Below are 23,076 nucleotides of genomic sequence, written 5' to 3' on the forward strand. Positions count from 1 at the left end.
AGAAAATTTGTTTGTATCAAAAATTAGACCGGTTGTCTGATGCCTGTATTCGCAGAGCCTAAGTCATTGAACTGCCTCTTGGCTTTGCTATGGTGAGGTTTCCGCATCAGACTAAAGTCGTAGGAGGGCGGCATGCGTATTCGAGGTGACGTGTTTTGGAATTGGGCGGATCCAGTGCTTCATCATCGTATCCATGACGAGGAGCTCGATGACGGCACCACGATTGATGTCCAGGTCAGGCTCTCACGCACCGGCCAGACGCAAATGTTCATCGGAGTGTATGCTGGCTGTGGAATGGCTTTGCATGAAGAAGCGTTCGATTCCCGCCCGGGCGAATCGATGACTCGGGCTCTGGCCTGGGGTGTTGGTAGAGCTAGGCGTCTGGCTACAGATCAACGGCGGGAAGCGATGAAGATGGCCTAGGACACTGTGTAATTCGAAGTTGGTCGTATGCCGCTCATGTTGATCATTCATCTCTCTGATGTGCGGGGCGCCAGCAGCGTGATCTTCGGTGCGTACGACATTCGCGAAGGCTGCGCAGCGGGTTACTACCCGCAAAGCAACCCGTTGAAGACGCTCTGGCACCGCGCCGAGCACGTCAAGGTGCCTGCGGCCAGGTCGGTTCCGGTTACGCTGGACCGCGCGCAGTCGTTGGCGGCTGATCCGCAAAGCGGCTTGCCAGCGGAATATCCGCTTGGTTGAGTTCGGCGGTGCGGCGACAGCGCTTCTGGCTGCGCGGCTTCAGTTCGCCATCACTATCAGCTTTCATATCGTCCTGGCGGCGTTCAGCATTGGCCTGGCCCAGTGGTTGATGGTGCTTGAAGCACTGTGGTTGTACCGTCGTGATCAGCAGCTGATGGCCATCTACCGTTTCTGGCTGAAGGTGTTTGCGTTGACGGTGGCTGTCGGTACCGCATCGGGGCTGGTGATGGAGTATCAGTTCGGGCTCAACTGGTCGGGGTTGTCCTCGGCGGCCGGGGAGGTGATCGGGCCCTTGATGTTCTATGAAGTACTGGTAGCGTTTTTCCTGGAGGCGGGATTCCTTGGGGTCATGCTGTTCGGCCTCAACAAGGTCGGTCCGAGGCTGCACTTCATGGCCACCTGCGCAGTGGCTGTCGGGGCATTGGTCAGCGCTTTCTGGATCCTCAGTGCCAACTCATGGATGCAGACCCCCGCAGGCTACTCGATCGATGCCCACGGCCGCTTCGTCGCCGAAGACTGGTGGGCGATCATCTTCAATCCGTCATTTCCTTACCGTCTGGCGCATATGCTGGTGGCTGCGTTGCTGGGTACCGCCACAATGGTTGCGGGAGCGGGCGGTTGGCAACTGCTGCGCGCGCCTTCAAACCAGCGCGCACGGCAGCAGTATTCGATGGCGCTGTGGGCCATTGCAGTGCTGGCGCCCTTGCAGGTGGCGATAGGCGACCTGCATGGACAGCACACGCTCGAGACGCAACCGATCAAGGTCGCGGCCATCGAGGGCTCTTGGCACCGCCCGGCGAAAGGTGCCGGTGAGCCGATGAGGCTGTTCGCCGTGCCTGACATGGCGTTGCAGCAAAACCGCCTTGAAGTGGCCATCCCGCGGGTGGGGTCGCTGTACCTGACTCACGACCTTGTTGGCACGATCGCCGCGCTCGATGAATTTGCACGCGAAGACCTGCCACCGGTGCCGGTAGTGTTCTTTGCCTTTCGCATCATGGTTGGCCTGGGGTTGCTGATGGTCATGCAGGGCATTGCTGGCTTGGTGGTGCGCTGGCGTGGGCGGCTAACGAGTGCGCGGTGGCTGCAATGCGTCAGTGTAGGGTTGGCGCCTGCGGGCTTTGTAGCCATGCTCAGTGGCTGGGTAGTGACCGAAGTCGGCCGTCAACCGTTTACCGTTTATGGCCTGTTGCGCACGGCCGACAGCGTGTCGCCGGTGGCCACCTCGACCGTTTTGGCTGCCACGGTGGCGATCCTGGCGTTCTACGTGATCACCTTCGGTATCGGGTTGTGGTTGTTGTTGCATGTGCTGCGCCGGGCGCCCGCGCTGGACGAGGCGGGCCCTGAGCCGCGAGTCGGGGAACAACCATGAGCCTCCTGGGTGTCGACCTGCTGACCCTGTTGAGCGCCGCAGCGCTGGCGTTCTCGGTGCTTGTCTATGTGTTGCTCGATGGTACCGATCTGGGTGTTGGCATGCTCATGGCTGCTCATCGTCGCGCCGAAGAGCGCGAGGTGCTGGTGCTCACGATTCTGCCGATCTGGGATGCCAATGAGACTTGGCTGGTATTGGGCGGTGGAGGGCTGCTGGCGCTATTCCCGACAGCCTACGCGGTGTTGTTGCCAGCGCTTTATGTGCCGTTGCTGTTGATGTTCATGGGCTTGATCCTGCGTGCAGCAGGCCTTGAGTTTCGTGAGCACTTGACCCGCAAACGCTGGTCGGATGCCGCAACGCTGGGTGGCTCGCTGCTTGCCACGCTGTGCCAGGGGCTGGTGTTGGGCACGTTGATCCAGGGTGTCCCACACTATCAGGGTCAATACAGTGGCGACGGCAAAGAATGGCTGGCGCCTTTTCCTTTGTTTTGCGCGTTGGCGCTGGTTGTCAGCTATCTGTGGCTGGGCGCTTGCTGGCTGTACTGGCGAACTGAAGGAACACTGCAAGTGCGCGCAAAGCACCAGGCTCGGCTGTTATGCGGGGTTGCCGTACTGGTGCTGGTCGCTGTGCTGCTCCTGACCATGGCGCTGGATGCACGCTACTGGCAGCGGCTGAGCCAGGGCTGGGTCGTGCTTACGGCCGGTGCGGCCTTGGCAGTGCTACTCGCGGGATTTTCCCTGGCCTGGGGCAGGACGCGGGATTGGTTGCCGTTGTCGTTTGCCCTGGGCGTCATCTGCTTCGCGTTCACGCTCATGCTGATCGCGCTCTTCCCCTTGGCAGTTCCGCCGGCGCTGACCCTTGTCGAGGCCAGCGCCTCAAGATCCACCCAGCTGTTCATGCTGATCGGCTTCGCAGCCGTGGTGCCGCTGACGCTGGCTTATAACACCTGGGGCTTCCGGGTGTTCGCCGGCAAGCTCCGAGCGCGTCGTCGTTAGCGCAAAGCGGGTGGGGACTTGGCCCCCGCCCGATCAGAGCACTTTGTCGAGCGTGATCGGAAAATCCCTTACACGCTTGCCCGTGGCATGGTAGACCGCGTTGGCCACCGCAGCGGCCACCCCGACGACGCCGATTTCACCCACCCCCTTGGAGCCCAGTTCATTGACAATGTCGTCGTGCTCCTCAACGAAGATCACTTCGATATCCCCGCAGTCTGCATTGACCGGGATGTGGTACTCCGCAAGATTGTGATTGACGATGCGGCCTAGCCGATGGTCGGTCAACGCTGCTTCGTGCAGGGCCATGCCCACCCCCCAAACTACGCCCCCCAGGATCTGGCTGCGTGCGGTTTTCGGGTTGATCACACGTCCTGCCGCCACAGCGCTGACCACCCGAGTTACATCGATCGTGCCAAGGTCCTCGTCGACGTGGACTTCCACGAATACCGCCGAATGGGTGGCGGTGGAGAACGGCTGGCGCCTGGCGCCGGGCTCTGCGTCGATCTGCACGTCGAACTTACCGTCGGGGGCGATCGCCACGATGTCCGCCAAGGCCCAGCGATGGCTGCCCGCGTGCAGGTAGCCATCGATGAAAGAAATCTGCTGCCGGGGTGTGTTGGCCACCTGGGGGTACATTTTGCGCGCATGTTCCAGCACCCGGGTGCGCAGGACATGGCAGGCTTGGCGCACGGCCGAGCCCACCGACGACACCGTGAACGATCCGCCCTGAAGCGGGGCGGTGGGCAGTGAGGAGTCACCCAGCATGAAGGTGACATCCTGCACCTTGACGCCAGCTGCGTCGGCGGCGATCTGAGTCATGACCGTATAAGTGCCGGTTCCGATATCGGTGGTGGCACTGCTGACGGTGAGTTTACCTTGGCTATCGATGCGCGCTTTGGCGCTGGCCTTCATCTGCATGGCTTCCCAGACGCCGCCAGCCATCCCCCAGCCGATCAACCGTTTGCCACTGCGCATGCTGCGCGGTTGCGGATTGCGGCCCTGCCAGCCAAAGCGTTCGGCACCTTGCTGATAGCACGCCAGTAACTCCTTGCTGGAGTAAGGCTTGCCCTCGTTGGCATTGTTGTCGGTGAAATTGCGGCGGCGCAGGTCTACCGGGTCGATCTGCGCTGCACAGGCGAGCTCATCCATCGCGCATTCCAGTGCAATCATCCCGGACGCGGCCCCAGGCGCCCGCATGTCCAGCGGGGTGTAGACATCGAGCGAGGCCAGGCGATAACTGAGCGCCACGTTGTCGCACTGGTAAAGCATGCCGCTCCATTCCACCAGCTGCTCGGTGAAGTCCTCGAAGCGGGAGGTCTGGCCAAGCGCATCGTGAGCGATCGCCAGCAAGCGCCCGTTTGTGTCTGCACCCAGGCGCAAACGTTGCTCGGTGCGGGGTCGATAACCAAAGGTGAACATCTGCTGGCGGGTCAGGGTCACGCGCACCGAGCGCTTGAGGTGCAACGCCGCCAGCACTGCCAGCGGCAACTGGTACTGCGGGCGCAAGCCCGAGCCGAAGGCGCCGCCGACGAATGCCGCCCGCACACGAATGTTTGCCTTGGGCAGGCCGAACACCTTGTGCAGGTAGTCCTGGCAGTTCTGCGTGCCTTGGGTCTTGTCGTGGATTTCCAGGGTGCCGTCGGGCTTGTAGTGAACGGTCGACGCATGGGGCTCCATCGGGTTGTGGTGTTCGTTGGCCGTCAGATACGTGGCATCCACCTGTACCGGCGCCTCGGCAAACTGCCCGGCGAAGTCGCCACGCGGCGCCGGTGTTTCGGCGGGTGCGGCATGCGATTGTTGGCATGCGCCCAGGTCTGTCTGGTGAGCCTTCTCGGCATATTTGATTTTGATCAGCGAGCCTGCATAGCGGGCCAGTTCGAGGGTTTCGGCGATCACCAGCGCCAACGGTTGGCCGCTGTAGAGCACGCGATCATTGAACAAGGGCCGAAAAGGCGCCCCCTCGGCAGAGTCGGCATCGCTGTAGTCGTCGTCATAACTGGATATAGGCGGACGATGGCCATGGTCGAGCACGGCGATGACCCCGGGCACGCACATGGCCTGCGTACTGTCGATGTCGAGTACCCGACCGCGGGCAATGGTACTGGACACGACGCTGCCGTGTAGCAGGCCCGCCTGGGGATATTCGCCCGCATAGCGGGCCTGTCCGGTGACTTTCGTCACACCGTCCACGCGGTCCAGGGGCGTGCCGACTACTGGTGTGCTGTTGATCATGGTCGTAGCCTCCCGTTGGCGGCACCGCGCGCCGCGTCATCCAATGCCCGCACGATTGCTCGCTGAGCGAGCGTTACCTTGAAGCCGTTGTGGCTCAGGGGTTGTGCACCTTGCAGCATCGTTTGTGCAGCGCGGGTGAAGAGCGCTTCAGAAGGCACCTGGCCGGCCAGCATGCACTCCACAACCGAATCCCGCCACGGCTTGTGGGCTACGCCGCCCAGTGCCAGGCGCGCCTGCTGGATCACATCGCCATCGAAGTTCAAGGCTGCAGCGACTGACACCAGCGCGAACGCGTAGGAGGCGCGGTCGCGTATTTTCAGATAACGGTAATGGTGTTCGAACAGCGGGGGCGGCAGTTCGATGCCTGTTACCAGCTCATTGAATGCCAGTTGATTGTCGCGCTCGGGGGTGTCCCCGGGCAGTCGATGGAAATCCGCGAAAGGTATCTGCCGTTCGCCGGACGGCCCCTGTACGTGGACCACGGCTTCAAGCGCTGCCAATGCCACGCACATGTCCGAGGGATGGATCGCGACACAGGCGTCGCTGGCACCGAGAATGGCATGGATGCGGTTCATGCCTGCACGCGCAGGGCATCCGCTTCCCGGTTCGCGCTTGTTGCACGGGGTGCCGGTGTCGTAGAAATAGTAGCAGCGGGTACGTTGCAACAAGTTGCCACCGGTACTGGCCATGTTCCTCAACTGCGGCGATGCCCCAGCCAGGATCGCGTCTGACAGCAGTGGATAATGCTGCTCGATCATCGAGTGCCAGGCCAGGTCGGCATTGCTCACCCGTGCACCGATCAATACGCCGCCGCCGGGGGTGGAGTGAATACCGTCCAGCCCAAGGCCGGAGATGTCGATCAGGCGCTCTGGGCGCACCACGTTTTCCTTCATAAGGTCGATCAGGTTGGTGCCCCCGGCGATGAAGTGCGAGCAGGCGTCAGCTAGGTTCACCGCTTCGCTGACCGAGGCGGGCTTGTGGTAGCTGAAGGGCGTCATGGGTTCGGCCCTCGTTGCGGCTGGGCCCCGTCGGTCATCAACGGCAGGGCTTCTTCCACTGCTGCGACGATGTTGCCGTAGGCGCCACAGCGGCAAAGATTGCCGCTCATCTGCTCGCGAATGGCCTCGCGGGTGTCGGCACGTCCCTCGTGAACCAGCCCCACCGCAGAGCAGATCTGCCCCGGGGTGCAGTAGCCGCACTGGAACGCATCGTGGGTGATGAAGGCGCGCTGCATGGGGTGCAAAACGTCGCCGCTGGCCAGCCCTTCGATGGTCAGCAGGTCGGCCCCGTCGCACATGATAGCCAAGGTCAGGCAGGCATTGATGCGCTTGCCATCGCGCAGCAACGTGCACGCGCCGCACTGGCCATGGTCGCAACCTTTCTTGGTGCCGACCAGGTCCAGTTGCTCACGCAGCAGGTCAAGCAAGGTGACCCAGGGATGCACTTGCAGGGTTCGGGGCTGACCATTGAGGGTCAGGCAGATGGGGTGCTGTGCAGCCCCGTTGTAGGCGATCGCGCTCATGGTAGGTCCTCACGGTCAGGGTTTGCGCAGTCTGCTGCGTCTCTGTTTTTGCGACCGGGCCGGCTGATCAAACGTTCAGCCGGCTCGCCGAGGTGCCTGTCACTTCTTGCCAGGCAGCACCGAGCCGAGCACCTGCTTGGCTGTTTGCATAATGATGCCCGCCTGGTCGGGGTCGCCCTTGAGCAAGCTGCTGGCAAACTTCTTTGCCTGTTCCAACTTGATGTGGGGTGGCAAGGGCGGCACGTTCGGGTCGGTCTTGAACTCGATCAGTACTGGCCGATCGGCAGCCAGCGCACGCTCCCACGCAGCGGCAACGTCCTCTTCGCGATCTACGTAGATACCTTGCAGGCCAATGGAAATGGCAAACAGATGGTAGGGCACGTCAGGGATCGACTGCGAAGCTTCGAACTTGGGGTCGCCCTCCATGACCCGTTGCTCCCAGGTTACTTGGTTGAGGTCTTCATTGTTGAACACGGCACAGATCCATTGCGGGTTGTCCCACTGCTGCCAGTATTTGGCCACGGTGATCAGTTCGGCGAGGTTGTTCATCTGCATCGCCCCATCGCCCACCAAAGCAACTACAGCCCGTTGCGGGTGGGCGAATTTGGCTGCAATCGCATAGGGCACGGCGGCGCCCATGCAGGCCAGGCCGCCGGACAGCGAGCACTGCATCCCCTGGCGAATCTGCAGGTCGCGGGCAAACCAGTTGGCACAGGAGCCGGAGTCGCTGGTGATGATGGCGTGGTCGGGCAGGCGAGGGGAAAGCTCATGGACCACGCGTTGCGGGTTGATCGGGTCGGCCTTGACCAGGGCGCGCTTGGCCACGGTCTTGTCCCACTGTGCACGCCAGGTTTCTACCTTGTCGCGCCAGCGTCGGTCGGTCTTGTGGTCAAGTAACGGCAACAGTGCGTGCAATGTTTCGCTGGCGTCGCCGACGAGGTTGACCTCCATCGGGTAGCGCAGGCTTAGCATGTCGGGTTGCAGGTCGATCTGCACGCCTCGTGCCTGGCCTTCCTTGGGTAGAAACTCGGAATAGGGAAAGCCGGAGCCGATCATCAGCAGGGTGTCGCATTCGCTCATCAGCTGATAACTGGGCTCGGTGCCGAGCAGGCCGATCGATCCAGTGACCCATGGGAGGTCGTCCGGCAGCACCGCCTTACCCAGCAGCGCTTTGGCCACCCCGGCGCCAAGTGTTTCGGCAATTGCAATGACCTGCTCTGTCGCCTGCAGCGCGCCGGCACCCACCAGTATCGCCACCTTGCGACCGGCGTTCAGTAGTTCGGCCGCGCGCTGCAAGTCCTCCTCGAAGGGCAGCACCCTGGGCTTGCTGAAGCCCATGCCGGAATGCACCGTACCGTGGGCCCTGGGTGGTTCGTTGTAGGGTAGGTCCTGCAAGTCGTTGGGCAGGATGATGGCGGTGACGCGGCGTTCGCCGACGGCGGTGCGCACCGCACGGTCGAGCAGATGGCGTACCTGCTCCGGCGTCGATGCCTGCTGGACGAACGCACCGGCGACGTCCTTGAACATCGACAGCAGGTCCAGTTCCTGCTGGTAGTGCCCACCCAGTGCCGCACGGGCCTGCTGACCGACGATGGCCAGCACCGGCTGGTGGTCCATGCGTGCATCGTACAGGCCGGTAAGCAAGTGCGAGGCGCCCGGGCCGGAGGTGGCCATGCACACACCGAGCTCGCCTGTGAACTTGGCATGGGCGCTGGCCATGAAGGCGGCCATCTCCTCATGGCGGGCCTGGATGAACTCTATCTTGCCTTTGGCCCGGCTCAGCGCGCCGAATACACCATTGATGCCGTCGCCAGGGTAACCGAAGATGCGCCGTACGCCCCATTGATACAAACGCTCTACCAGAAAGTCGCCTACCGTGCCGGTCATTGCCTGCTCCCGTTCTGTTATCGATAGGCTTCTGGACTTGGCACGTGCCGGGAAAGTTTCAACGGTATGTGCACCCGTCTGCCGGCTGGAACCAGGCAACCGCCGACGGGTTCGAAGTTGCACCGATAACCCCTCAGGGTGCGCATCATGACGCTCATGAATACACAAGATGCCAGCGTGCAGACCTTGTATTTCTAAGACGACGGCGCGACGCCGAACAGCCGTTTTCCCGTACTGCTTTATCGGTTGAAACTTGACCCGTCGGAGGACAATGCCAGCGCATTCGAGGTGATGTTTGCGGCTCACCAATGGACCCCGCTCTGGCGCTCAGGGATTTTCGACTATCACCACTTTCATCCAAACGCTCACGAGGCACTCGGGATTGCCTGTGGACGGGCCCGTTTGACGCTTGGCGGTGAATACGGGCAAAGCGTGAGCGTGGAGCGGGGAGATGTGCTGGTGCTGCCAGCAGGTACGGGCCATCGCTGCATCGAGTGCAGCGATAACTTCCTGGTGGTCGGCGCCTATCCTCTTGGGCAGGAAGACTACGACATTCAGCGGCCCGACAGAGCAGCACACCCGCGCAATCTCGCGCGCATCGCCCAGGTGCTGTGCCCTGAACAAGACCCGGTCTGCGGTATTCGGGGCATGCTGCTGACGCAATGGCGTTGAGTGTGAGGCGAGTGAGCCTCACGCTGCGCCGACCTTCTCCGATTACCCCTGTTTTTGCAGGGCTTCGACCAACTGGGCCTTGTTCATGCTCGAGCGCCCCTTGATGTCTTTGCTGCGCGCCTCCTTCATAAGGCTTTGCTTGCTTTGTGATTCCAGCGACGCGCGCGAAGTGCGTGAGTGCCCTTGACGAGACTCGGCGGCGCGTTTGGCTGAATCCGTGCGTGCGGTCTTCTTCTCGCGTGACGCAGTCCTCCTCCCCGAGCCTCCCGGCTTTTCACCACCACCGGATTGCTTGTTCACGGTGGCCCAGGCGCGCGCTTCGGCTTCGTCCTTGCCCACGCCCTTGTCCTCGTACGATTGCTCGATGTGCTCGGCCTTGCGTTTCTGCTTGTCCGTATATTTGTCCTTGTCACCGCGTGGCATGGCATCCACTCCTGAGTGTGTTGCTTGATCAATGGCGAAACTGAAACGCTGGGCCATGAGCGGGAGATCCTCCGCCATTTGGCCATTCCACCTAGCTGCCCGATCCTGAACCTGATCCACTACCGGTTGAGCCACCACTACCACTCGCCGGTCCTGCACCGCTACCATCCCCCCCATTATCACCGGAGCCCGAGTCAGTATCGGTGCCGTCACCGCCCGTGTTGTCCGTTCCATTGTCATGGGTACCGCCATTACCCGTGCCCATTCCATCTGCTGGTATTCCAGAGCCTGTCGCATCGCCTTGGCCGTTCATGGACCCATTGCTGTGAGGTTGCGTGCCCGGGGCGCGCTGATCGTTCAGGTCTGTGGCAGCCAGGGCAAATGGCGCCGCGCAACCCAAGCACATTGCGAGCAGCAACGCGCACGGTTTCTCTGCTTTCATGGTGAAACTCCCTCTCTGGTTGTTCACCCTGTGTTCGGCCTGCTGTTTACCGAAGGGTGCCCGCAGAGCGACGGAAGGTTCTGATGCAGAAAGGCCGGCTGTCACGGTCAGGCCGATCGCGATCGAGGGCATTGGGAGGATCAAGAGCGCTTACCTGTCGAAGTGGATGAACCGACGCCCCTTTCTGAGGAAAGGCGTTCAACCGAAGGTCCGGCTTCGACAGGCTGCCACGCCACTCGTCTAGCTGCAGGCACTCTCAAGCATCGCCCGCTTTCCAAGTTTAGGTGCAGGTACCATCTGCCTCTGAACGGAGAAAGGACATGGTCATTGATGAAAATGCTCCCGGTAAGGTATCGCAGCAGGTGATCGGCGATAAACACGGTGATGAAACATCGCAGCGTCGCGGGACAGAAGAGGTTGAGGTCCCGTTGCCGCCTGAGGATGAGTCCCCTGTAGAAGAAGAGATGGATGATGTGGATGCAAACAACTCAGTATCCAGTGAACACCCAAACCCTAGCGGTGCGAGTAGTAGGCGGGATGTGCGCCGGGATAATCAACTAAAGGAAGGGGCTCCCATACCTGATGATCCGCGTATCAACCCCGGTCTGGGCAATGACAAGGAAAGCCAGCGTTCCCCTGGAGTTCCGGCGAGCGACCCTGAATCAGGGGCGTAGCATGCCTGGAAGTTCCGGGAAGCCAACCTCCCCGCTGATTGCGGGCGTGGGACCCTCGCTATGCTGATGCCAGCCATGCAAGGTATTTTTTTGTCGGTCAGGTCGAGGACGACATGCCAAATCAAAACATGGATCAAGCCGAGCAGTTGGTGGCTGAGGTGCTCGCTGCGGCCTGCCTGGCCATCGAAAAGGACGCAGGCTCAGTAAATGATCTAAGTGTCATACGACATTTACTGCGTTGTGCCTTTGAAGCACTTCGCTCTCGGCACATCTCAGTGCACAGTCAAGTGGGAGTGAGGGAGTTTCAGCTTCCGAGCGACAAGGTTGCTATCGCGGATCCGGGCACTGGCTGGAGAGTTGTGATGAGGAAGCGCGGACGGCAAGTCGTGCTGGATCGGGCTCGCCTTCAATCTCACTGTGCATTCATGACCATGGGCCGCTGGTGCAGATCAGCGCTGAGAAGCAATCTTCAAAGGGTCTTTAGAATCCTGGGACATCCTGAATTCCGTTGACGCATTTGGAATGCCTCCCACGTCACATCCCATCACAGTATCTATCCATAATCCGCTCGGCGGGGCTGTCTCTTCTGCTCCGCTGCGCTAAGGTTCAGAAACCCCATATATAAGACTAAAGTCGTAGGAGGGCGGCATGCGGATTCGCGGTGACATTTTCTGGAAATGGGCAGACCCGGCGCTACATCACAGGACGCACTATGAGAGCTTGGATGACGGCACTACGATGGATGTCCAAGCGCGCCTTTCGCGCACAGGTGACACGCAAATGTTCATAGGCGTGTATGCCGGCACCGGTATGCCACTGCACGAAGAAGCCTTCGACACGCGGCCAGGAGAGTCGATGACGCGTGCCTTGGCCTGGGGGGTTGGCCGTGCAAGGTGCCTCGCTGCTGAGCGTCACCAGCCGAAACAACGGATTGCTTAAAACATCGCTGGAAACCGTGGGTTGCAGTTTCCGTTCAGCGATCCACGGCTTGATGCGTCCAGGCGGCATAAGCCGCTTTGAGAGAGTGAGGCAGATGAGGTAAACCGGGTTTCGATTCGCCCGCCACCTTCAACCATTCGCTCAACCATGCGATGACCAGGGGGCGCGTTACAGGGCTAGGTCCCACCTGGCGCTCCAATTCAGCAGCAATCTGATCCAGAGAGACGAGCTCAGCGTCCAGTCGGGCTATCTGATCAGCCATGGTGTTGTCCTCCTAGTCCGGCTGCTTATGTGGCTAGCCGCAGTCTCTGGTTACTATCTTGAGCGAGCTTGCAAACTGTCAAGCCGTTGGCCGTGCCTCACGAGGCAGAACGGTGCCTTTCGGTGGCCAGGCTTGGCGTCAATGACAAGGCCCCACGCTCCCGAGAGTTAAACATCGACTGAAGATTCTTTTCGATATTTCGGCAGAGGTCATCGGTACGAATGCTGTGTTGGCTACGCCCGAATGGTGCTTGCAAGTCGGTGCCGATTCGCTCCATGGCCAGCAACATGCAACCTACCACCGTGGAGACGACCGGTGTGAACCAGCCCAAAGAGGGCACCAGGCTGAGCGGCATGATCACGCAAAAGAGGGTGCTGAATATCCTGGGGAAGTAGGTGTAAGGGTAGGGAAGCGGCGTATTGGCAATCCGCTCCATTCCGCCTTGCCAGTTCGAAATATCGACCAACGTGGACTCAAGGCGGGCTAGGCGGATGCTGTCGAGGCGGCCCTCCTGAAACTCCCTAGCGATGATTTCTGCAGAGCCGCTGAGGATGTCGTTTGGCAAATTGCTTGCTGTGGTGAGCAACTGCAGGTCGTGGTTGGACAGCAGCGGCGTTAAAGCAGAGATGTCCCGTTTTCCTTGCAGATGCATTCGCAAGGCCTGGAGGTAGGCCACGTGACGCTGAATGAGCCTAGCCTTGACTGGATTGGCAAGCTGCTCATCGTCGATCAGCGTCAGTACCTGGCGGCCATAGCTTCTCGAGCTGTTGACCATCGAACCCCATAATGTCCGTGCCTCCCACCATCGGTTGTAAGCGCTGGAGTTACGAAAACTGATCAGCACTACCAGGGCTTAGCACAACAGTGACAGGGGCATCAACGGCAGCTCAAACCCATATCCCGCCGCGAGCATCGCATCCAGGGTGACTGCGACGTCCCACAGCAATAGCCAGAACAGCGCCCAACCAACATACGTGATTGTCCGGGCCAGGCATTTCCATTTGTTCGCCAGTGCAGCTTCCATATCGCATCTCTCCTCATCAACTGGGCGCTGGGGCTTATTGCCTGATCAAGGAGATTACGGCGCGATCCTTAACAGGAACTTAATGCCTATCCGCACTTACACGCCGGAAATACGCGAGGCATCTGTAATGTCAGGGAGTAGAAGGGTGGTATTGCAGCCCGGCCGAAGCCGGGCCTTTCAGCTCAACGCCGGTCATCAGAAAGTGGCGTCGGTTCATCCGCTTCGGGAGGCAACCGTTCTTGGTCCTCCCAATCCTCTGGGCTATCCATGCCTGGCTTCCTTAGCGGATCGTACTTCTTAGGGTCATCGGGGTTCAGGGTAGGATTATTTACATCAGGACCAGGCATCGATGGATCTGAGACTTGCGGTTGATCTTGAAAATTCGAGTCAATAGACATAGCGACCTCTCCGATAGAGTCCAGTTTTTCCGGGCCGTACGCTTTGGAAACTACCTAATTCATCGAGGTGCGCTCGAGCAGATGAATGGGCAACAAAATGCCCCACTCAAGGGGCGGACCCAACACCTCGGGGAAGAATGATCGGGTGATTGCGACGGCTATCAGTGTTGAGCGTCAGCTCTGGGCCGACGGCTGCTTTCCACGAAAGATATCTCAGAGTCGGTAGCGGACCCTCATGAGCGACCTGATATCTCCAGGTGCTAGCACGGGACCGTCGAAAGGTACTTCAAATTACGGTGGGGGCAGTGCTGCGGCGCGAAGCTTGGTGGGGGGCGTCTACCGCTAGATGTTGTGTTGCCGGAAATTTTTAGGCCACCTTGTCCGCATTGATACGGGGACGGCGATCAGCGTAAGTGGCCTCCTGCCCGTTCTCTCCTTGCATGGGGTGCAAGGGGTCGAGTGTTCGAATCACTCCGTCCCGACCAAAAAACTCCAAAAAATCCAGTCACTTAGCGGTGACTGAATTTTTTTATGCCTGTCTGCTTTATCTTGGTTAGCGATTTTGCCCCACTTTTTGCCCCACCGAATTTTCAGCTGCCCACTGTCCATGAATGTTGAATCGGACGATCCCTGGCACTACATCCACTCATGCAGAAGGCGAGTAGCTTAGAGGGGGATGAGATGGTGCGAATCCCTACGCTTCCGCCACTAATTCATATTAAGACCCTGATTTTTCAGGGTTTTTTTACGCCTACAGCTTTTCAGCCCATCCTCCAGCCCATCCTTTAGCGTCTGGCTTTCGGTGGATTTCAGCAGAGTTTCCGCTGAGCGGTTGGCTTCACCGAAGCGGCTCATAGCCACCGAGTTCGGCTGGGGTAGGACGATTGTTTAAGCAATCCTCTCGGTCACCCACGGTGACCCGGTCATTCTTTACCGCGTTGTTCAGAATCACCTAGAGGAGTGCGCCAGTTCAAGTAGGCGCTTAGCTCCCGTCAGATCTCCGAGTGGCAGAAGATGACACGCCCCGAGACCCTGACCGCCATCCAGCGCGCCTCCCGGTTCTGATACCTGCAGCAGCACGCCTTCGGTGGCAAGGTCACCGGGCAAGCGTTCGGTAACGCGACCACTGAGTCGGCCATCAACCTGTTGAGCATCGAAGAAAACCTAACCGCCGCGCGGCAGCGCCTCGCTGGCACCTATGTAGAGCTTGTCATGGCTCGTCTGCGGCGAGCGCTACGATCGAGCGCACACCTTCTTCTACATGGATCCGCCGTAATGGCAGAATGCTATCTATGGCGTCGACTTCCCCTTTGAGAAGTGCGAGCGCATGGCCGATTTCATGCGCAGGTGCAAGGGCAAGGTGATGGTCAGCGTCAACGACCACCTAGACATCCGGCGCGCCTTCGATGGCTTCCACTTCGAGTGCCTGGATATTCGTTACAGCAACACGAACCAGCGCCAGACTAAATCTGAGGTGGCCGGCGAGTTGGTGATCATGAAATGGCAGCAGTCACCGCTGGGCGGACTGTTCTGAGGCCTGTGGACTGCCTGGAGTAGTCGGATCGGTTACAGCTCCACGTCGCCGGCCAGCTCGGCTAGCCGCTACTGGCGACGTTGTCGACCGGGATTTCCACGCGCTCGATGTCGGAGCGGAGCAGAAGATCCCCCATGTCCAGGCCGAGGCAGGCACCCTGCGCGTTGGCCTGGGCAATCAAGCAGTTACGGGAATATCGGCTGCTTCGATTGATGCGAGGCGCAGGCGAAGGCGTCCCTCGATCTTCGTTGGTAGCATCAAGCCGGGTGCGAGTTTTCCACTTGGGAATCGGTAGCGCTGGGACATACCTAGTTACTCGAGCAGGTGGTAGTCACGGCGGCTGCGCGCGTCTTTTGTCGACCCACGGCATTTCATGCCCTTGAGTGGTGGATGGACAGGAAAGAAAACCAGGCCCTCAGCCTCTATCGCAAATGCCAGTGCTTGCATGCTCACTTTGTTGAGCTGTGCATCGCACTCAAGTCGCTGAATGGCCTGTGGAGTAACCTTGGATGCTGAACTGAGGTCGTAGATGCCCCCCAAAGCTTAATCTTGATAATTCAAACTGAAGGGAGTCACGATGGCTACATCAGAACTTAAGAGGCTGGCTGACGAAATACTCAAGGCCAGGAAAAAACGGCCGGACAAAACTATCGAAAGACGTGATCCGCTTTAAGGCTAGGGAAGCATTGGAATCAGGGGCGATCACACGGGAACAGTACGACCACATCATAAAATGCTTGAGGATGTCTGCTCAGCTCCTCCTCCAGGCTCTGCAAGCGTGAACAAAAACAATCAAGATTAGTGAGAGAAGATTTATGGCCAGGGGCATCATAGGGACTATCACGGGGGCTTCCGGCCATCTGTCGCGATCGAACCCATTAATAAATCGCAACAATTTGCGTGACGCGATTACCACCAGGCCAGAGGCGTTTTTTAAGGAGGCAGATCATAATGATGCCCTCTTGAAGCCGCCGGCTCAACCGTTACCATCACGCCCAAGGTCGGCATCCTAGATCCAAATTCAATTGTACTAAATCAAGGTGGTTTTAATGATCTGGTTTCTACAGGGTCAGGCTTCTCAGCGCGACATCATTCTGGGCGCCTTAGAGGCACTCCCGGCCGGCGTGCGCGTATTCGCATCCCATGGTGGTGACCGGCCGGAAATCACCGGTTTGGCTCACGGCAGCTTCAAGGAGCCTGAAGACCGCGAAGAGCGAATTGACTGGGTGCTCCGCACTGCAGTCGAGAACTCGATTAGGGTGGTCTTAGCTGGTCGCCTTGGGGGCGCGTATGAGAGCCGTCGTGCGGATTTTGAGCGCGAAGGCATCACGCTTGTTACCGGCGGAATGAGCAAGCGCACTTTTGAGCTGGTTGACGACAAGGCCAATTTTACGGCCGAGGCAGAACGCGCCGGGTTGGCTTGCATCCCCGCTATCACGGTTGAAAACCCACAGCAGCTGCGCGCTGCTTACGAAACCTTGAGTCCGACTTCAGAGGTTTGCATCAAGCCGGTTGTTGGCATCTATGGACAGGGATTCTGGCGGTTCAAGGCCGGTGTTGACCCATTCCGCTGCTTTGCGAACCCAGATGCTCGAGAAGTCGACTTCGAGACTTATCATCGGATCTACTCGGCCGGGCCAGCTCGTGAGCCGATGCTGGTGATGCCTTACCTCCCAGGGCCAGAGTGCTCCGTAGACATGGTTTGTGAGGGCGGCAAGGTAGTGGCGTATGTCGGTCGCCGGAAAGCCGGAGCGCACCAAACTTTCGAGCGAGACACGCCGGCAACCGATCTGGCTGTCGCCGCGGCTCAGCATTTCGGTTGTGACGGCATCATCAACGTCCAGACCCGCGATGGCGCCGATGGGATGCCAAGGCTTCTTGAGATCAACCCACGATATTCAGGTGGTGTTGGCTACACCCGTGAAGCTGGTGTCAACCTGGCGGGTATCTTCGCTGCGCGCCGGCTTGGCCTCCCAGAGCCAGAGATTTCTTGGAAGGAGGGGGTGCGAATTCGGGCGATCACTATTGCCGTTACGACCCCGGCTGGGTGATAGAATGGCCATCATTCTGGTACCACGTGTACCAGATTATAGATTAAAGTTTCTGTCTACTCAGGGAGCGAGACATGCTGACGCCAGGCGCCAATGTTGCACTTTCTTCACAAAAAGCATCGTGGACGCTGGAGTCTTCGCAGCAGAATGCTTTTGGCTCAACCGCAGCTGTCGCGCTGATCCCTGTTGATGACAAACGATCCCCAAAGGGGGCTGCCGCGCTCTTTCACATTGAGCAGCCCGCCTGGATGCAATGGAGTGGTAGTCGGGAGCAGGTCGGCTGCTCGCTTCAGCTCGGGAGCCTGCCTGCCGGCAGTGATCGCGTTCTGCTGATCGTCTACAGATATTCCAACCTCGGGCCGGTTAGCTCTCTTGGCAACCTCAAGCTCAAGGTTGATCAAACGATTTCCTACGACCTGGATACCAGCGCGTTTGGCGAGAGCGCGTTGGTATTGGGCGAGTTCTATTCCCGCGGTGGACAATGGAAGTTCCGGGCCATGGCAGAAGGCTCAGCCTATGGCCTGGCGGCGTTTGGCCGCAGGCTCGGAGTGGAGATAGACGAAGCCAACCCTGACCATCCAGAGGTTGGAAGTCGCGACTCTCGGCCTAATGGCGGTGCAACGGCCGCCACTGGCACTGGCTTTGCTGTGTCCAGCAACGGGCTGTTGACCTGCGCCCATGTCATCGAGGGGATGTCGTCAATTGAGATCAGTTCCTTCAATGGTCGGTACCGAGCTGAGCCAGTGATGGTCGACACTTCAAACGACATTGCATTGCTCCGAGTAGATGGTGCGCCATTGACGCCTGTCCAGTTCGCCGCAACCGGCGGCTGCTCCCTGGGCGACGCAGTGACAGCGATTGGCTTCCCAATGTCGGGATTTGCGGGCGGTGGTGCGCATGTCACTCAGGGCGGCGTCTCCGCCCTGTTCGGACTACGTAACGACTCGAGCCTCTTGCAGTTCACAGCGGCAATTCAGCCAGGGTCGAGTGGTAGTCCACTGTTCGACTCGCAGGGGAGTGTGGTCGGAATGGTTACTTCAACCGTGCCAGATGCGCAGAACATGAACTTTGCGGTCAAGTCCCATTTGCTCGGCGCCTTCTTAGAAGCATGCCATATCCACATAACAGTCAATGACTCTCATGCAGCGCAGACACCTGCCGATATAGCGAGGGGTGTTCAACCGTCGCTTTGGAAAGTCGAAGCGCGAAATTAAATGCTGCAGGCCATTGAAATTAAAAGTGCGCACGTTAGGTTCACTACTATCGTCCACGGAACTCCAACATGGGGCATAGTTTAGTGAATCGAGCGTCTACAAAGTTGAGCGCCACGCTGAAGCGCGGCGTTCTCGAAGTTGATGTGCATCAGGCTTCCATTTCGCCTGAGTCGCTTTTTGGCTTTGCCGAGCGCCGCAATCCGAAACGAGCATTTTTGTTTGTTTCTCGGGTGCTGGGTAAGCACATTCCCGTCAAGCCATCGGTGATGCAGCAATCCTATAAGGCCTTGGCTGCACAAATCCCATCCGACCTGCCAGGCCCTGTACTGATCATCGGTATGGCAGAGACAGCCGTCGGCCTGGGGGCTGGCGTTCATCGCGCCCTCAGCGAGTCACGGGCTGACACCATGTACATCGTCAGCACCCGCCACCCGGTGGGCGATCTGATCTTTGCTCGTTTTGAAGAAGAGCACAGCCATGCCAGTGCACACTTGATTCATGAGCCGTCCGAACCTCAACTCTCGGAAATGATGCGCAGCGCCAAGTCGCTGGTGCTCGTTGATGATGAGGCCTCGACCGGTCGCACGTTCATCAATCTACACCGCGCCCTAGTGGACGCTGGACTCAACCAGATCGAGCGCGTTGTCACCTGCGTGCTGACTGATTGGTCTGCAGGCGCTGTATCGAGCAGCATCGGCGAAGCGGCCGCACAGGTATCCCTGCTGAGTGGCGCTTACAGCTTCACTGAAGATCCTGAAGCTCCGCTTCCTGAAATGCCAGACACCGGCACCGTGGCCGCTGGAGATTGGGCTGTGAACCCCGAAAACGATTGGGGCCGACTGGGTACCCGTGGGGTAGCAGACACCCTGGGGCTCAACATCGCTGTCCAGCCGGGTGAGCGGGTCATCGTCCTCGGTACCGGTGAGTTCGTTTGGAAGCCCTTCCTGCTGGCTGAACGCCTTGAGCGCGCTGGCGCCGATGTGCATTTCAGCTCGACTACCCGTTCGCCAATTGCACTTGGTCATTCGATTGGGCACGCGCTGAATTTCTCGGACAACTACGGTCTGGGCATCGTCAACTTCCTCTACAACGTGGCACCCGGGCAATTCGATCGAGTGCTGATCTGCAGCGAGACGGACGCACAGGCTGTGCCGGCTGCGTTGATTGAAGCTTTGAACGCGGAGGTGATCGTCGATGGCAAATAAGCGCCCGCTTGCCCTGGTCGACCTGGACGACACGCTCTTCCAAACCGCTCGAAAAATGCCTGAGGGCACTTCGCGCTATCCGGCGTCCTTTGACGTTAACGGTGAAGTGAGCGGTTACCAGACCGAGATGCAGAAGCAGTTCCTTGGGTGGCTCCTGGCAACGACTGATGTGGTACCCGTTACTGCGCGCAGTGCCGAGGCCTTCAATCGTGTTCGTCTGGATTTCACTGGCCCTGCTATTTGCTCCCATGGTGGCCTGATTCTTAATCCCGATCGCTCCGTCAATATGGACTGGCATGGCGTGATGAATGGAATTCTCTCGGCGTTCCAGGACCGCTTGCCCGTGCTGTGTGAGACGGCGTTGCGTATTGGGGACGAGCAAGGTGTATCGCTTCGTGGCTGGGTTGTGGAAGAGGCCGATCAGCGTCACTACGTTGTGGTCAAGCACAACAACGGTTCTGACGCTGATCTGATTCTGGTGCGCAACAAGCTGAGTGAAGCTGGCCTGATCGAAGGCATGCACACTCACTCCAACGGCAACAACCTTGCCCTGCTACCTGCAGGTCTGTCCAAGCGCGTCGCTGTTGAGCACTTCCTCAAGCAGGATCGTGGATTACACGGGGAGCGCCCTGTGCTCGGCTTCGGCGACAGCATCACCGATCTCGGCTACATGAACCTCTGCGATTTCTGGTCGACTCCGGCGCGGAGCCAGCTTGCCGCATTGGTGGAGGGCACCATCCATGCTTAACCCGATCCTGACCTCGATGACTGTTGGTAGCGGTAGCTACTTGCCTGAGGATGTTCATTTCCTGTTGCAGCCAGTGAACATCGGCCTGACGGATGTGCTGGAAAAGGAGCGGCTGATCCAGTCCAAGGAAAAGCACTACTCGGAAATGATCAGCCAGGAAGATGCGCCGTCACAGACTCACATGCAGTTGTTCGAGCGAGCGATGACTCAGAACGGCCTGCGCATGGCGGCGGACGTTCAATCCCTAGCTCTGGCCTTGGAAGAACGCTATCAGGGGCCGACAATTGCGCTCGTGTCCTTCGTGCGCGCCGGGCTTCCGCTTGGGGTTCTGTTACGCCGTGCATTGATTGGCCGGGGCCGCGACGCACATCACTACGGCATCAGCATCGTCCGCGATCGTGGTATCGACACTGTTGCGCTTGAGTCTATCATCGCTGCACATGGTGCTGAAAACATCGTCTTCGTCGATGGGTGGACAGGCAAAGGCGCAATCTCCGGTGAGATCAAGCGAAGCCTTGCAGGTGACAGCCGTTTCCCTGAAGACCCGCGATTGGTCGTACTGGCAGACCCGTGCGGCCGAGCCTGGCTCGCAGCCTCGGCCGAAGATTGGATCATCCCATCCGGTATTCTGGGCGCGACCGTATCCGGTTTGGTTTCCCGCTCGATCTGGCCGAGTGATGGCGGGCTGCATGGCTGCGTAGTATACGACCACCTGCGAGAGCACGACGTGACCCGAGCATTCATTGATCGGATCGAAGCAGCTCGAGCTGCCGTCGAGGTAAGTCCGGCTCAGCCGTGGACACCAGATGAGGCGAAGAACCTGCAGAACGATGCACTTGGTGTCGTCAGCCGTCTTGCTGATCGATTTGGTGTGACCAATTTGAATCGCATCAAGCCCGGTATCGCCGAAGCGACTCGCGCTGTGCTGCGCCGTGTCCCAGATCAGGTACTGGTGCGGAACCGCAACGACGCAGACGTCCAACTGCTGATCCATCTGACTGACCGTGCCGGCATCCAGGTACAGGAAGCTGGTGAAGACTTGGGGCCTTACCGTGCCGTTACCATCATCCGGGAGGTGAGCTAATGGACCGCATCTCGCCGTGGGCCCTGGGCGCGACGCTCTACATGCCTGCAACTAGAGCCGATATCGTCGATGTGATTTGCGCAGATAAGCAGCCTGGCCTTCGCTCGCTCGTTATCTGCCTAGAGGATGCGGTTGCCTCTACCGATGTTGAGCATGCACTGCTGTCGCTGCGGGCGATCTTGACTGCTATCGGGCCACGAGCTAGCCGCTCTCCGAGAAGTCCGTTGGTTTTCGTACGTCCGCGTGATTCTAAGATGGCGACTCTACTCAACGAGTGGCCTGAGATCACCGCAGCGCATGGATTTGTAGTGCCGAAGTTGTCCCTTGCCACCTTGGGTGAGTGGGCCCGAGCAGTTACCAACCCCGACCTGCTGATGATGCCCACGCTTGAAACCAGCGACGTATTCAACCCTGGAGCAATGGGCGAGTTGGGTTGCGCGCTTCGCTCAGAGCTGGGGGATCGAATCCTTGCGTTGCGCATCGGTGGAAATGATCTTATGAGTTGCCTGGGGCTGCGCCGCAACCCGGCAACGACCTTGTATCAGACCCCAATGGGGTACGTGATCCCAATGCTGTGCGGGGTCCTTGGGGCACAAGGTTTTGCTCTTACCGCCCCTGTCTTCGAGCAGCTCGCAACACCTCAGCTGCTCGCTGAGGAGCTGGGCTTGGACATTGCCCATGGGCTGGTTGGTAAGACAGCGATTCACCCGACTCAGATTGCGCAGATTCATGACGGCTTCCGCGTTCCTCTTGAGGACTACAACTGCGCCAAGCTCATCGTCGATGGTTCTGCGCCTGCTGTCTTCAAGCACAACGATGCGATGGTTGAACCAGCGACCCACTACAACTGGGCCATCAACATCATCGAACGGGTGAAATGGCACGGAGTGAAACCCGCAGAATCAGGTATAGCGGAGCCAGTTCGCCTGGCTGAGGCAGTTCGGTGACCCAGGAAATGATTGAAGCTGGCCCGGCCTCCGGCCAGGTCCTGTCGGTTTTTGACTTCGACGGCACCCTGACGCGGCGAGACAGTTTCGTCCCATTCCTGCTGTTTGCGTTCGGTAAGCGGAAGTTCGCCGCACGGGTGATACGCATGCTTCCTGCATGCATTCGCTACCTCGGCAAGGGAATGAGTCGCGACGAGCTTAAAGCTGTGCTTGTCGCCACCTTCCTGACTGGTGTTGAGGAGGCTTGGGTGAAGCGGAAGGCTGCGGAATTCAGGCAGGCGTTTTGGGTACGGCTCATGCGGCCGGCCGGCGTACAATCCGTCGCGGCCGAGGTTGCTAGCGGTGCCCTGGTAACAATCTGTTCAGCTTCTCCGCGGATAGTGCTCATGCCATTCGCTCAGGAGCTGGGTATCAGCTTGATTGGGACCGAGCTTGAAGTAGTTGAAGGCAAGCTCACAGGCGCGCTTAGCGGGAGTAACTGCCGCTGCGAAGCAAAGGTACTTCGCCTGGAAGCTGTATATGGCCCGCTGGCCCAGTACAAGCTACGAGCTTGGGGTGACACCCGCGGGGATCAAGAGCTACTTGCTGCAGCGCAAGAGCCGCACTGGCGGCACTTTCACCCGCGCTGGCAGCGTGGCCGGATGAAGATTGAGAAAATTGGTGCGCGTGTGAACTCGACGAACGCGACCACAAATTCAGTTACGGGTGTCTCCTCTGGCACCCAACAGCACGATGACCAACAAGGAGCGTAA

Annotated in this window: 19 protein-coding genes, 1 tRNA gene and 3 pseudogenes; 16 read left to right on the top strand and 7 right to left on the bottom strand. The window is 59.2% G+C overall.

The genetic code is table 11. The annotated features are described in order from the left end of the window. The first annotated feature begins 132 nt into the window (after positions 1 to 132). From BJQ17_RS17120 to cydB, 4 genes are read left to right on the top strand one after another with little or no spacing between them, the layout of a single operon-like run. Complete coding sequence (locus tag BJQ17_RS17120; RefSeq protein WP_063425418.1) at positions 133 to 423, top strand: hypothetical protein; 291 nt, start codon at positions 133 to 135, stop codon at positions 421 to 423. Positions 424 to 450: 27 nt separating this feature from the next. Continuing rightward, positions 451 to 702, top strand: coding sequence for a hypothetical protein (locus BJQ17_RS17125; protein ID WP_060494599.1), 252 nt, complete (start codon positions 451 to 453; stop codon positions 700 to 702). Then, positions 695 to 2,071 carry a cytochrome ubiquinol oxidase subunit I gene (locus tag BJQ17_RS17130; protein ID WP_060494600.1) on the top strand — a complete coding sequence of 459 codons (1,377 nt, stop codon included), beginning with the start codon at positions 695 to 697 and terminating at the stop codon, positions 2,069 to 2,071. Before BJQ17_RS17125 ends, BJQ17_RS17130 begins: the two co-directional genes overlap by 8 nt. Next, positions 2,068 to 3,066, top strand: a complete 999-nt coding sequence (gene cydB, locus BJQ17_RS17135) for a cytochrome d ubiquinol oxidase subunit II (protein ID WP_060494601.1) — start codon at positions 2,068 to 2,070, stop codon at positions 3,064 to 3,066. Before BJQ17_RS17130 ends, cydB begins: the two co-directional genes overlap by 4 nt. A 33-nt stretch (positions 3,067 to 3,099) precedes the next feature. Here the strand turns inward: cydB and BJQ17_RS17140 are convergent, their stop codons facing one another. The 4 genes from BJQ17_RS17140 to BJQ17_RS17155 form a co-directional block, all read right to left on the bottom strand. Beyond that, positions 3,100 to 5,298 (bottom strand): xanthine dehydrogenase family protein molybdopterin-binding subunit, encoded by a 2,199-nt coding sequence (locus BJQ17_RS17140; RefSeq protein WP_060494602.1) that lies wholly within the window; start codon positions 5,296 to 5,298, stop codon positions 3,100 to 3,102. Next, a complete protein-coding gene (locus BJQ17_RS17145; protein ID WP_063425420.1) occupies positions 5,295 to 6,296 on the bottom strand; it encodes a xanthine dehydrogenase family protein subunit M in 1,002 nt (333 codons plus the stop codon). Before BJQ17_RS17145 ends, BJQ17_RS17140 begins: the two co-directional genes overlap by 4 nt. After that, positions 6,293 to 6,820 carry a (2Fe-2S)-binding protein gene (locus BJQ17_RS17150; RefSeq protein WP_060494604.1) on the bottom strand — a complete coding sequence of 176 codons (528 nt, stop codon included), beginning with the start codon at positions 6,818 to 6,820 and terminating at the stop codon, positions 6,293 to 6,295. Before BJQ17_RS17150 ends, BJQ17_RS17145 begins: the two co-directional genes overlap by 4 nt. A gap of 99 nt (positions 6,821 to 6,919) precedes the next feature. After that, positions 6,920 to 8,707 (bottom strand): thiamine pyrophosphate-requiring protein, encoded by a 1,788-nt coding sequence (locus BJQ17_RS17155; protein WP_060494605.1) that lies wholly within the window; start codon positions 8,705 to 8,707, stop codon positions 6,920 to 6,922. Between the two features lie 147 nt (positions 8,708 to 8,854). Here BJQ17_RS17155 and BJQ17_RS17160 point away from each other — a divergent pair. Further along, positions 8,855 to 9,379, top strand: a pseudogene (locus tag BJQ17_RS17160) (cupin). Positions 9,380 to 9,421: 42 nt separating this feature from the next. On the opposite strand, the gene BJQ17_RS17165 reads toward BJQ17_RS17160, so the two are convergent. Beyond that, positions 9,422 to 9,802: a hypothetical protein gene (locus tag BJQ17_RS17165; RefSeq protein ID WP_060494608.1), complete on the bottom strand. Its 381-nt coding sequence runs from the start codon at positions 9,800 to 9,802 to the stop codon at positions 9,422 to 9,424. A gap of 762 nt (positions 9,803 to 10,564) precedes the next feature. Here BJQ17_RS17165 and BJQ17_RS30185 point away from each other — a divergent pair. Together BJQ17_RS30185 and BJQ17_RS17170 are read left to right on the top strand one after the other, a co-directional pair. Further along, on the top strand, positions 10,565 to 10,918 hold the full coding sequence (locus BJQ17_RS30185; protein ID WP_081238043.1) for a hypothetical protein: 354 nt from the start codon (positions 10,565 to 10,567) through the stop codon (positions 10,916 to 10,918). Between the two features lie 648 nt (positions 10,919 to 11,566). Beyond that, on the top strand, positions 11,567 to 11,857 hold the full coding sequence (locus BJQ17_RS17170; protein WP_070096365.1) for a hypothetical protein: 291 nt from the start codon (positions 11,567 to 11,569) through the stop codon (positions 11,855 to 11,857). A gap of 34 nt (positions 11,858 to 11,891) precedes the next feature. Here BJQ17_RS17170 and BJQ17_RS17175 read toward each other — a convergent pair whose 3' ends face one another. After that, the gene (locus BJQ17_RS17175) at positions 11,892 to 12,119 is read right to left on the bottom strand and encodes a hypothetical protein (RefSeq protein ID WP_060494607.1); all 228 of its coding nucleotides are present in this window, start codon (positions 12,117 to 12,119) and stop codon (positions 11,892 to 11,894) included. A gap of 97 nt (positions 12,120 to 12,216) precedes the next feature. Then, positions 12,217 to 13,143, bottom strand: a pseudogene (locus tag BJQ17_RS17180) (bestrophin family protein). A gap of 791 nt (positions 13,144 to 13,934) precedes the next feature. On the opposite strand from BJQ17_RS17180, the gene BJQ17_RS31710 reads away from it, so the two are divergent. The 9 genes and pseudogenes from BJQ17_RS31710 to BJQ17_RS17230 all read left to right on the top strand — a co-directional run bounded on the left by BJQ17_RS31710 (position 13,935) and on the right by BJQ17_RS17230 (position 23,076). Continuing rightward, positions 13,935 to 14,026, top strand: a tRNA-OTHER gene (locus BJQ17_RS31710). A 428-nt stretch (positions 14,027 to 14,454) separates the two neighbouring features. Then, a pseudogene (locus BJQ17_RS32145) lies at positions 14,455 to 15,075 on the top strand (DNA adenine methylase); the annotation flags it as partial. A 1,049-nt stretch (positions 15,076 to 16,124) separates the two neighbouring features. Then, positions 16,125 to 17,126, top strand: coding sequence for an ATP-grasp domain-containing protein (locus BJQ17_RS17200; RefSeq protein WP_014753733.1), 1,002 nt, complete (start codon positions 16,125 to 16,127; stop codon positions 17,124 to 17,126). 74 nt (positions 17,127 to 17,200) lie between these two features. Then, complete coding sequence (locus BJQ17_RS17205; RefSeq protein ID WP_014753732.1) at positions 17,201 to 18,340, top strand: trypsin-like peptidase domain-containing protein; 1,140 nt, start codon at positions 17,201 to 17,203, stop codon at positions 18,338 to 18,340. Between the two features lie 68 nt (positions 18,341 to 18,408). Further along, positions 18,409 to 19,545 (top strand): phosphoribosyltransferase domain-containing protein, encoded by a 1,137-nt coding sequence (locus BJQ17_RS17210; RefSeq protein WP_041167236.1) that lies wholly within the window; start codon positions 18,409 to 18,411, stop codon positions 19,543 to 19,545. Next, entirely contained in the window at positions 19,535 to 20,293 is a 759-nt protein-coding gene (locus tag BJQ17_RS17215) for a trehalose phosphatase (RefSeq protein WP_070096366.1), read from the top strand. The genes BJQ17_RS17210 and BJQ17_RS17215 overlap by 11 nt, the downstream gene beginning before the upstream one ends. Then, positions 20,286 to 21,377, top strand: coding sequence for a cysteine protease StiP domain-containing protein (locus tag BJQ17_RS17220; RefSeq protein WP_070096367.1), 1,092 nt, complete (start codon positions 20,286 to 20,288; stop codon positions 21,375 to 21,377). Before BJQ17_RS17215 ends, BJQ17_RS17220 begins: the two co-directional genes overlap by 8 nt. Further along, the gene (locus BJQ17_RS17225) at positions 21,377 to 22,324 is read left to right on the top strand and encodes an HpcH/HpaI aldolase/citrate lyase family protein (RefSeq protein WP_014753728.1); all 948 of its coding nucleotides are present in this window, start codon (positions 21,377 to 21,379) and stop codon (positions 22,322 to 22,324) included. Before BJQ17_RS17220 ends, BJQ17_RS17225 begins: the two co-directional genes overlap by 1 nt. Next, the gene (locus BJQ17_RS17230) at positions 22,321 to 23,076 is read left to right on the top strand and encodes an HAD-IB family hydrolase (RefSeq protein WP_070096368.1); all 756 of its coding nucleotides are present in this window, start codon (positions 22,321 to 22,323) and stop codon (positions 23,074 to 23,076) included. Before BJQ17_RS17225 ends, BJQ17_RS17230 begins: the two co-directional genes overlap by 4 nt.

Source organism: Pseudomonas sp. NBRC 111139 (assembly GCF_001753955.1).
Taxonomy (GTDB): Bacteria; Pseudomonadota; Gammaproteobacteria; order Pseudomonadales; family Pseudomonadaceae; genus Aquipseudomonas; species Aquipseudomonas alloputida.

Excerpts from the sequence above, each read along its gene's own strand:
- BJQ17_RS17120 (WP_063425418.1), top strand. The coding sequence starts at position 133 with ATGCGTATTCGAGGTGACGTGTTTTGGAATTGGGCGGATCCAGTGCTT.
- BJQ17_RS17125 (WP_060494599.1), top strand. The coding sequence starts at position 451 with ATGCCGCTCATGTTGATCATTCATCTCTCTGATGTGCGGGGCGCCAGC.
- cydB (WP_060494601.1), top strand. The coding sequence starts at position 2,068 with ATGAGCCTCCTGGGTGTCGACCTGCTGACCCTGTTGAGCGCCGCAGCG.
- BJQ17_RS17140 (WP_060494602.1), bottom strand. The coding sequence starts at position 5,298 with ATGATCAACAGCACACCAGTAGTCGGCACGCCCCTGGACCGCGTGGAC.
- BJQ17_RS17145 (WP_063425420.1), bottom strand. The coding sequence starts at position 6,296 with ATGACGCCCTTCAGCTACCACAAGCCCGCCTCGGTCAGCGAAGCGGTG.
- BJQ17_RS17150 (WP_060494604.1), bottom strand. The coding sequence starts at position 6,820 with ATGAGCGCGATCGCCTACAACGGGGCTGCACAGCACCCCATCTGCCTG.
- BJQ17_RS17155 (WP_060494605.1), bottom strand. The coding sequence starts at position 8,707 with ATGACCGGCACGGTAGGCGACTTTCTGGTAGAGCGTTTGTATCAATGG.
- BJQ17_RS17165 (WP_060494608.1), bottom strand. The coding sequence starts at position 9,802 with ATGCCACGCGGTGACAAGGACAAATATACGGACAAGCAGAAACGCAAG.
- BJQ17_RS30185 (WP_081238043.1), top strand. The coding sequence starts at position 10,565 with ATGGTCATTGATGAAAATGCTCCCGGTAAGGTATCGCAGCAGGTGATC.
- BJQ17_RS17170 (WP_070096365.1), top strand. The coding sequence starts at position 11,567 with ATGCGGATTCGCGGTGACATTTTCTGGAAATGGGCAGACCCGGCGCTA.
- BJQ17_RS17175 (WP_060494607.1), bottom strand. The coding sequence starts at position 12,119 with ATGGCTGATCAGATAGCCCGACTGGACGCTGAGCTCGTCTCTCTGGAT.
- BJQ17_RS17200 (WP_014753733.1), top strand. The coding sequence starts at position 16,125 with ATGATCTGGTTTCTACAGGGTCAGGCTTCTCAGCGCGACATCATTCTG.
- BJQ17_RS17205 (WP_014753732.1), top strand. The coding sequence starts at position 17,201 with ATGCTGACGCCAGGCGCCAATGTTGCACTTTCTTCACAAAAAGCATCG.
- BJQ17_RS17210 (WP_041167236.1), top strand. The coding sequence starts at position 18,409 with ATGGGGCATAGTTTAGTGAATCGAGCGTCTACAAAGTTGAGCGCCACG.
- BJQ17_RS17215 (WP_070096366.1), top strand. The coding sequence starts at position 19,535 with ATGGCAAATAAGCGCCCGCTTGCCCTGGTCGACCTGGACGACACGCTC.
- BJQ17_RS17220 (WP_070096367.1), top strand. The coding sequence starts at position 20,286 with ATGCTTAACCCGATCCTGACCTCGATGACTGTTGGTAGCGGTAGCTAC.
- BJQ17_RS17225 (WP_014753728.1), top strand. The coding sequence starts at position 21,377 with ATGGACCGCATCTCGCCGTGGGCCCTGGGCGCGACGCTCTACATGCCT.